This is a genomic window from Noviherbaspirillum sp., assembly GCF_035654295.1.
Classification (GTDB): Bacteria; Pseudomonadota; Gammaproteobacteria; order Burkholderiales; family Burkholderiaceae_D; genus Noviherbaspirillum.
The window spans coordinates 25373-33883 of sequence record NZ_DASRXF010000104.1; the positions used below are offsets into that span (position 1 = coordinate 25373).

The following is an 8511-nucleotide window of genomic DNA, read 5'->3' on the forward strand; positions in this document are numbered from 1 at the left end:
TGTCTCTTCCACCATGTGAGTTACGCAACAAGAACCGCCGCCATCAATGTATACAGCAGCATACATTACTATGCATACGTTTGTATACATTGGTATGCAAAACTTTCGGGGGAAGCTATCATAGGCGCACGGCGGGCCGGCGAGATACCATTGGGCCCGACGACAATTGCAACCATTTCACAGAAGGCTTGAAGCGATGGCCCTAGAGCAACCTTCCCCTCCCACTTTCCAGACACCGGAAAAGGCCGCGATTCCGCGCGGCGAGCTGGCTTACCGGCAGATCCGGGATGCGATCCAGTCGGGCCGCCTGACGCCGGGCACGCGGATGCGCGAAGTTGAAGTGGCGCAATGGCTGGGCACCAGCCGCACGCCGGTGCGTGAAGCGCTGGGCCGCCTGCTCAACGACGGGCTGGTGGCGAACGACCCGAACCGGGGCATGATTGTGACCGAGCTCGACCACCAGATGGTCGACGAGCTGTACGTCATGCGCGAAGTGCTGGAGGGAACGGCCGCAGGACTGGCAGCGCGCAATGCGACGGAATCGGAAATCGCCATGCTGCGGCGGCTGGCGGAGAAAGACCGGACCATCGGCGACAATCCCGCCGAGCTATCCAGCAACAACAAGTCCTTCCACGACACGCTGTACCAGAGCGCGCACAACCGCTACCTGCTGAAGACGCTGAGCACGCTGCGCGAGTCGATGGCCTTGCTGGGGCATACGACGCTTGCCCTGCCGGGGCGGTCTTCAACGGCGATCAATGAGCACGAGGAAATTGTTTCTGCGATCGAGAAGCGGGATGCGGAGGCGGCGGAGGCGGCGGCGCGGTCGCATATTCGTGCGGCGTATAAGGCGCGGATGAAGGTGTTGTTTGAGGAGAAGGGCTAAGGCTTGGACAAGTTCCCTCCCCCTGGAAGGGGGAAGGAGCCGTCCGGTTCTCCGCCAGCCTACTTCCCCGCCCCCGCCTCCGCCAGCGCCTTCTCATCGATCTGCACCGGCCCCTTGCCGCTGAACCGATCCAGCAGCAGATAAATCACCGGCGTAATCAACAGCGTAATCACCTGCGAAAACAGCAGCCCGCCGACCACCGCCAATCCAAGCGGCTGCCGCAGTTCCGCCCCCGCCCCCAAACCGAGCGCGATCGGCAATGCGCCGACGATGGCAACCACGGTGGTCATCATGATCGGACGGAAGCGCAGCAGGCAGGCGGTGCGGATCGCCTCCGCCGGCGCCATGCCCTGCGTGCGCTGCGCATCCAGCGCGAAGTCGATCATCATGATGGCGTTCTTCTTCACCAGGCCGATCAGCAGCAGGATGCCGATCGTTGCGATGAGCGTCAGCTCCATCCCGAACATGGCCAGCGTGATCAGTGCGCCGACCGCCGCCGACGGCAGGCCGGCGAGGATGGTGATCGGATGGATGTAGCTTTCATACAGCACGCCGAGCAGGATGTAGATCACCACCACCGCCAGCACCAGCAGCGCCGCCTGGCTGGCCTGCGAGGATTGGAAGACCGCCGCGTCGCCCGCATACGACGTGATGACGCTCGCCGGCATGCCGATCTTCGCCTTCATCTCATCGATGCGCGCGGTCGCGTCGCCGAGCGGGAAGCCGGGCGCGAGGTTGAATGACAGGGTGATCGCTTCCAGCTGCCCCTGGTGGTTCACCGAGATCGGGCCGGCGTCGCGGCGCACCGTGGCCACGCTGGTCAGCGGCACGAGGGCGCCGGTATTGCTGCGCACATGGATCTTGCGCAAGTCGTTCTCGTCCTGTTTGCCGGCATTCGCATCCTGCATGATCACCGAGTAGCTGTTGCTGCTGGTGAAGATCGTCGAGACCTGCCGCTCGCCGTAGGCGCTGTACAAGGCGCTGCGGATATCCTGGATTTGCACGCCGGCGGCGTTGGCGCGGTCGCGGTCGATATCGACCACCGCCTGCAGTCCGCTCATCTGCGAGTCCGAGGTCACGTCGAGGAAACGGGCATCCGAGCGCAGCTCCGCCTGCATTTTTTCCGCCCAGTCGGCCAGTTCGTCGGAGCGCACGCTTTGCATCACGAACTGAAAACGGCTGGCGCTGGAGCGGCCGCCGAGGCGCAGGTTCTGGATCGGCGTCAGGTACACCTGCACGCCCGGCACGTTGCCGAGCTTGCGGCGCAGGTCGCGCAGTACGGTATTCATCGGCGCGCGCTCGCCGCGCGGCTTGAGCCCGATGAACAGGTTGCCGGTATTCCCTTCCCTCGCGCGCGCGGTCACGCTGATCACGTTCGGGTCGCGCTGCACGATGTCGGCCGCGTTGGTGATGATGCCCACCATCGTCGGATAGGACGCATCTTCCGGCCCTTCGATCGTGGCGCTGATCTGGCCGATGTCTTCCGTCGGGAAGAAGCCCTTGGGAATCGTGATGAACACGACCGCGGTGAGTGCAAAGGTGGCCGCTGCGAGCAGCATGACGGTCAGGCGATGCGCCAGCGCCCAGTCGAGGCAGCGCTCGTACAGGCGCAGCGAAGCGTTGAACCCGTGCTCGAAGCCGCGGATCACCCAGTTTTCCCGGCGCGCCTCGCCGCCGTGCGCGTGCTTCAGGTAGCGGCTGCACAGCATCGGCACCAGCGTCAGCGACACCACCGCCGATACCAGCACGGAAAGCGACACCACGGCCGCGAATTCGTGGAACAGCAGGCCGATCACGCCCGGCATGAAAAAGATCGGGATGAAGACGGCGACGAGCGAAATCGAGATCGACACGATCGTGAAGCTGACTTCGCGCGCCCCTTTCAGCGCCGCCGACAGCGGATCGAGCCCCTCTTCCATGTGCCGCACGATGTTTTCGAGCATGACGATGGCATCGTCGACAACCAGGCCGACGGCAATGGTGATGCCGAGCAGCGACACATTGTTCAGGCTGTAGCCAAGCCATTGCATGAGCGCGAAACAGCCGACCAGGGAAATCGGCAGCGACAAGGCGGGAATCGCGGTGGCCGACAGCCGTTTGAGGAACAGCAGGATGACCAGCACTACCAGGCCGACGGTCAGCAGCAGCGTCAGTTCGACATCATGGATCGCTTCGCGAATGGAGGTGGAGCGGTCGTTCAGCACTTGCACGTCGATCGAGGCCGGCATCTGCGACTTGAACTGCGGCAGGGTCGCCTTCACGCCGTCGACCACCTGCACCGTGTTCGCATTCGGCTGGCGTTGAACGGCGAGAACGATGGAAGGCTTGCCGTTCGCCCAGCTTCCGCTCTTGACCGATTCCACGCTGTCTTCCACCGCCGCCACGTCGCGCAGGCGCACCGGGACGCCCTCCTTGCTGCTGACGATCAGTTCGGCGAACTCTGCGGCATTCTGCAACTGCCGGTTCGCCTGCAGCGTCAATGTCTGGCGTGGTCCATCAAGCACGCCCACGGGCGTGTTTGCGTTCGCCGCGCGCAGGGCCGTTGCCAGTTCCTCCATCGTCAGGTTGCGCGCCGCCAGCTCTTCGGGATTGACCCGCACCCGCACCGCGTAGCGGCGCTGGCCGTACACCTGCACCTGGGCGACGCCATTGATGGTGGAAAGCGAGGGAGAAATCAGGTTCTCCGCATAGTCGTTGAGCTCGGACAGCGACATCGACGGCGAAGTCAACGCGAGCAACAGGATGGCGGCGTCGGCCGGGTTGACCTTGCGGTAGGACGGCAGCGAGGTCATCTCGTCCGGCAGGCCGCGCTGGGCGCGCAGCAGCGCCGCCTGCACGTCGACCGCCGCGGCGTCGATGTCGCGGCTGGGCTCGAATTCCAGGGTGATCGAGGTGCTGCCGAGGGAACTGCTGGAACTGATGGTCTGCAGGCCGGCGATGGTGGAAAACTGCTTTTCCAGCGGCGTCGCGACCGATGCCGCCATGACTTCGGGACTGGCGCCGGGCAGCGAGGCCGAGACATTGATGACCGGCGTGTTATAGCTGGGAAGCGCCGCGATCGGCAACGCGCGATAGGCAAACAGGCCCACCACGACCACCGCGATCGACAGCAGCACGGTCATCACCGGACGCCGGATGCATAACTCGGAAATATTCACGGAAATACCTGCTTTACTGGATGGGTTGCCGCGCTCAGGCTTCAGGCGCCGGCGGGGGTACGCGTTTCGCCGCCGGAGTTCTGCGCCGGATTCATTTCACCGCTCGATTCCTTGATCTTGCCTCCCGGCCGCAAGTTCTGCGTTCCTTCCATCACGACCCGCGTATCAGCTGCAATGCCGGCAATCGCTGCCATCCCGTTGTCGATCGACACCACTTCCACCGTCTGCGGGCGCACGGTGTTGTCCGGCTGGACGACATAGACGAACTTTTCGGTGGGGCCGGTCACGACGGCCTGCGCGGGCACGACCACGGCGTCTTCCAGCGTGCGGGACACCATTTCCACCGTGACAAAGGTTCCCGGCCAGAGCCGCCGCTCTGCATTCGGGAACTGCGCCTTCATGCGGATGGTGCCGCTCTGCGTATCCGCGGTGTTGTCGATGAAGTACAGGCGGCCGTCGATGTGCCCGCCGCCGGGAAGCCGGGCGGTCAGGGGCGCATTGCCCTCGGGATAGGTGGCGGTGATGACGGCAAGCTGGCGCTCGGGCAAGGTGAAGGAGACTGCGATCGGGTCAAGCTGGGCGATCGTGAGCATCGGATCGCCTCCCGGTTGCGCGAGGCTGCCGGGGCGCACGCTGATCGCCCCGATCCTTCCGCTGATCGTCGCCGTGATCCGGTTGTTGCCCAGCGCAACCGCGCTCGACTCGATGGCGGCTTCATTGGCCCGGACCGTGCCGCGCAAGGCCTCGACCTTGCTGCGCGCGGCATCCACCACGGCCTGCGACACGAAGCCTTTCGCGACCAGATCCTGGTTGCGCTTGAGCGTTGCCTCCGCATCGCTGAGGTCGGCGCGCGAGGTGGCAAGCTCTGCCCGCGCACGTGCCACCTCCGACTGGCCGGCACGCTGGTCCAGCGTGAACAGCAGATCACCTGCCTTGACGTCCTGCCCTTCGCGCACATGCACGCTACGCACCACGTTCTGCACTTGCGGCCGGACCTCGACCGAGTTCAGGGCGGTGACGTAACCATTGGCGCGCAGCGTGACGGCGACAGGCTTTTTGGCCGCGAGCACCGTCTTGACCAGTTGCGCGGAGTCGCGCGCGGGAGCCGGCGGCGGCGCGGATTTTCCGGGAGCAAGGAAGTACGCGCCGACCAGGAGTGCCAGGACGGCAAGTGCCGTGGCAATAATTTTTTGTCGTGTTTGCATGATGACTGGATGCCTGTGCAGTCGTCTCGACAACTGCTTTGCTGCGGGAAGAAGTCGCGTAAAATCCGATAGATTCGATAGCAATGCTAATGAATTTATGATTGCCGGGGATTGTATACGTTCCGCGTTCGTCCGTGGAATTGCTACGTATAAGCAAGTATCGGCAAATATCAGAAAGTATCGGCAACCAATGACAACCAGCAGAAAGCCCGGCAAAGCGGAACGCCAGCGCGAGCTTGGCCAGATGATCGGCAACGTGTCGCGGGCGTGGCGGTACGAAATCAACCAGCGGCTCAAGCCCTTCGGCCTGAACCAGTCAATGCAACAGGTGTTGATGCAATTGCATCGCAATCCGGAGGGGTTGTTCCAGCGCGAGCTTGCGCGGCGCCTGGGCATCGAGGGGCCGACGCTCGTCCGCCTCCTGGATCAACTGGAAAAGCAGGAGCTGATACGCCGCGTGGCCTCGCCGGACGACAAGCGGATGAAGTATTCCCTGCTGACGCCGAAGGCGGCGCGCCAGGTAGCGCTGATTGAGGATGCGATGAGCGAACTGCGCTCGGTCATGATGCAAGGCCTGAGCTCTGATGAAATCGAGGCCGGTCTGGAGATCATGCAGCGGATGCACCAGAACCTGCTGGAGCATGACGAATACTGCATGCAGCAAGGACAAGAGAAAGCATGAAAAAAATGGCGGACCGCTATGGTCCGCCATCTGGGCATCACGTGAGATCCGAAATCAGGTGCTGTACCACGCATCCTTGAGCGGGCCGACCACGACGTCCTTCAATTCCGGCCGTGCCTCAAGCCACTTGCGGAACGATTCCCGCTGTTCCTCGGTGACGGAACCGCGCAGCGCGTCGACCACCACGAAACCTTCAAAGCCGCCGTTGAATCCGCCGCCGAAAAGCAGGCCGCGCTCGGCGACCGCGTCGATCAATGCATTGATGAATGCTTCGCGCTCGGCCTGGGTAAGCTCCTTGGCCATGCCTGCCGATACATCAAACCCGAGTTCCTGGAATTCGCCAAGCCGGAGCTTCTTGCGTTGGCGTGTGTTGTACTTGCCTTTTACTTGTGCTGGCATTTCTGTCCTATCGAGAATGTAGGCCGCGAACGCGGCGATCCTTGTGAGCCCGGCACGACGCAGAACAGCATCGCGTTCTGCTGAAGCCATGGCCGGGCAAGTGCTCAATTTCTAGCGTGCGCAATTATAGCCGCCGGAATTCACTCTTCGCGAGTGTAGACAATGATTCGCACGGAAACTTCCACGATGGCCCGCGGGTGATGGACGAAGTAATAGCGGACATATTTTCTTTCCTCGACACCGAAAACCGTGCGGACCCACGCCCTGTGCGCATCCCGGAATTCCCGGAAAGACGGGACCAGCCACCAGAAACATTCGCTGAAGGTCCAGCGCGGCCTTCGGTTCCAGCCAGCGACAATCCGTGAAATGCGTAGCGACGCACCGGCGCGCGCGATTTTCAGCTTGATCCTGTGCCAAGTATCCATTCCAGTCCTCCCGTCAAGGCTACACTCAACTTATCTCGACGTATTTCAACCCATTCGGTTCTTCCCGTCAACTGGTCGCCACTCGACCATTCCGGGCGAATGGAGAAATGATGAAGAAATCGGACGACGATAACGCCCTGGCGAAAGAAATCGGGAAGCTGATCAGCAAGCGCCGGGAAATGCAAGGTTTCACCCAGTATGAGGTGGGCGAGAAGCTGGGTATCGGTTATGAGGCGGTAAGCCGCATGGAACGGGGCAAGACCCTGCCGTCCGTCGTCAAGCTGATGCGCCTGGCCGACGTGCTCGAATGCCCGATCGAAGAGCTCGTCACCGAAACCAGTATCCGCCCCGACGATCAGGCACAGGTCCTGCTGCGGATGATCGAAGGTCTGCCGGTTGAAGATCGCCTCTTCGTGTTAGAGCTCGTCGAGAGGCTGTGCAGCGTATTGAAGGCCAAGCACGAAGCGAAACGCTGAACTATGCCAACAGGCGCACCTCGTACTCCTGTGCGCCTGCCTCCAGCTCGCCGAGCAGCCTGGAAATGAACCGGCGGCGGTAGTCCTCCGCATCCACAGTCATGCCGCGATAGGTTCCGGCATGTGCCAGCTCCAGCGATTGAAGCCACTTCTCCTTGTCCGGGTTGTGCGGCCAGGGCTGCGTTTCCAGCTTTTCGGCGAGCCGTGCCAAGGTTCCCGCACTGGCATTTAAGGGCGGGAAGTCGACATCCCGGAATTTCTGCAGCCCGTCCGCCAGCGTGCCCGACCCGGGCGTGCCGAGGTTCGCATCGCCGCCGAACACCGGCAGCGCAGGCGGCTCGGTCCGGTGCGGTGCCCGCGAGACCTCGGTATCGAGCAGCACAGCGGCCGCGCGCCATAGAGGGTAGAGACGCAAGTCGTGCGAGCTTCCGTACAGCTTGCTTGCGCACAGCCCCGCACACTCGTTCCGCAGCACCAGATCCAGGATGACAGCGTCGAGCCCCGCCATGGCATCGGCGGAGAGCACGGTCTTGTCCAAGCTCGTGCGCGCCTGCGATAGCCCGTATGCCCCGAGCATGCGCAGGCTGACGATAGACTGGTTTTCGTCGCCGAGGTGATAGCCCAATCCATGCACACCCGACAGGCGCGTCAGCACCGCGCCAAGGCAGTAATAAGCCAGTCCCGGGTTGTAACGCGTCTCTCGCCACAGGCTTTCGACATGGCTATCGACAAGGTCGGCAAACGGCGGACGTCTTTTCGACACCAGGCTTTCGAACACCGGCACCGTTGGATGAAACCGCTTGTACAGCTTGCACTGGAAACCGCGATGCGAAGAGGAGAACTTCTTGGCCTGACGTGGCGGGACATCGACTTACAGAGGAGAACGGCTTACCTGCCGACTACCAAGAACGGGGAAGCTCGAACTATTCCCCTGTCCTCAAGAGCTGTAGCCATACTGGAAGCAGTGCCGAAGGATGGTCCAAGGGTCTTTCCTGTGTCTGCCGATGCGGTCAAGAAGGCATTCACTAGGGCCTGTGAGAGGGCCGGACTTGAGGGAGTGGTATTCCATACGCTGAGACATGAAGCCACCAGCAGGCTGTCGGAGAAGCTACCGAATGTTGTGGAGCTTGCTGCAGTAACAGTGATGTGCCCCCAATAAACAGTGCCACGGTGATCTAGTAAAGTTCGTTTTCAACAGGGAGAACGAACGTGAAGAAGCGATTTACCGACGAGCAGATCATCGGGTTTTTGAAGCAAGCAGAGGCGGGAGTGCCGGTGAA

General features: G+C 62.2%; 9 protein-coding genes. 4 read left to right on the plus strand and 5 right to left on the minus strand.

The window, feature by feature from the left end:
* Positions 1 to 196: 196 nt before the first annotated feature.
* Positions 197 to 886, plus strand: coding sequence for a GntR family transcriptional regulator (locus VFF99_RS11245; protein WP_325017886.1), 690 nt, complete (start codon positions 197 to 199; stop codon positions 884 to 886).
* Between the two features lie 59 nt (positions 887 to 945).
* Here VFF99_RS11245 and VFF99_RS11250 read toward each other — a convergent pair whose 3' ends face one another.
* On the minus strand, positions 946 to 4044 hold the full coding sequence (locus VFF99_RS11250) for an efflux RND transporter permease subunit (protein ID WP_325017888.1): 3099 nt from the start codon (positions 4042 to 4044) through the stop codon (positions 946 to 948).
* A 41-nt stretch (positions 4045 to 4085) separates the two neighbouring features.
* Positions 4086 to 5249: an efflux RND transporter periplasmic adaptor subunit gene (locus tag VFF99_RS11255; protein ID WP_325017889.1), complete on the minus strand. Its 1164-nt coding sequence runs from the start codon at positions 5247 to 5249 to the stop codon at positions 4086 to 4088.
* 190 nt (positions 5250 to 5439) lie between these two features.
* Here VFF99_RS11255 and VFF99_RS11260 point away from each other — a divergent pair, with 190 nt between their 5' ends.
* Entirely contained in the window at positions 5440 to 5931 is a 492-nt protein-coding gene (locus VFF99_RS11260; RefSeq protein ID WP_325017892.1) for a MarR family transcriptional regulator, read from the plus strand.
* Between the two features lie 54 nt (positions 5932 to 5985).
* Here VFF99_RS11260 and VFF99_RS11265 read toward each other — a convergent pair whose 3' ends face one another.
* Both VFF99_RS11265 and VFF99_RS11270 read right to left on the minus strand, forming a co-directional pair.
* The gene (locus VFF99_RS11265; RefSeq protein WP_325017894.1) at positions 5986 to 6330 is read right to left on the minus strand and encodes a YggL family protein; all 345 of its coding nucleotides are present in this window, start codon (positions 6328 to 6330) and stop codon (positions 5986 to 5988) included.
* Positions 6331 to 6470: 140 nt separating this feature from the next.
* Entirely contained in the window at positions 6471 to 6755 is a 285-nt protein-coding gene (locus VFF99_RS11270; RefSeq protein WP_325017895.1) for a hypothetical protein, read from the minus strand.
* Between the two features lie 107 nt (positions 6756 to 6862).
* Here VFF99_RS11270 and VFF99_RS11275 point away from each other — a divergent pair, with 107 nt between their 5' ends.
* Positions 6863 to 7231, plus strand: coding sequence for a helix-turn-helix transcriptional regulator (locus VFF99_RS11275; protein ID WP_325017897.1), 369 nt, complete (start codon positions 6863 to 6865; stop codon positions 7229 to 7231).
* 1 nt (position 7232) lies between these two features.
* On the opposite strand, the gene VFF99_RS11280 is transcribed toward VFF99_RS11275, so the two are convergent.
* Complete coding sequence (locus VFF99_RS11280; protein ID WP_325017899.1) at positions 7233 to 7994, minus strand: hypothetical protein; 762 nt, start codon at positions 7992 to 7994, stop codon at positions 7233 to 7235.
* Positions 7995 to 8057: 63 nt separating this feature from the next.
* Between VFF99_RS11280 and VFF99_RS11285 the strand changes: the two genes are divergently transcribed.
* A complete protein-coding gene (locus VFF99_RS11285; RefSeq protein ID WP_414691532.1) occupies positions 8058 to 8390 on the plus strand; it encodes a site-specific integrase in 333 nt (110 codons plus the stop codon).
* The last annotated feature ends 121 nt before the right edge of the window (positions 8391 to 8511 follow it).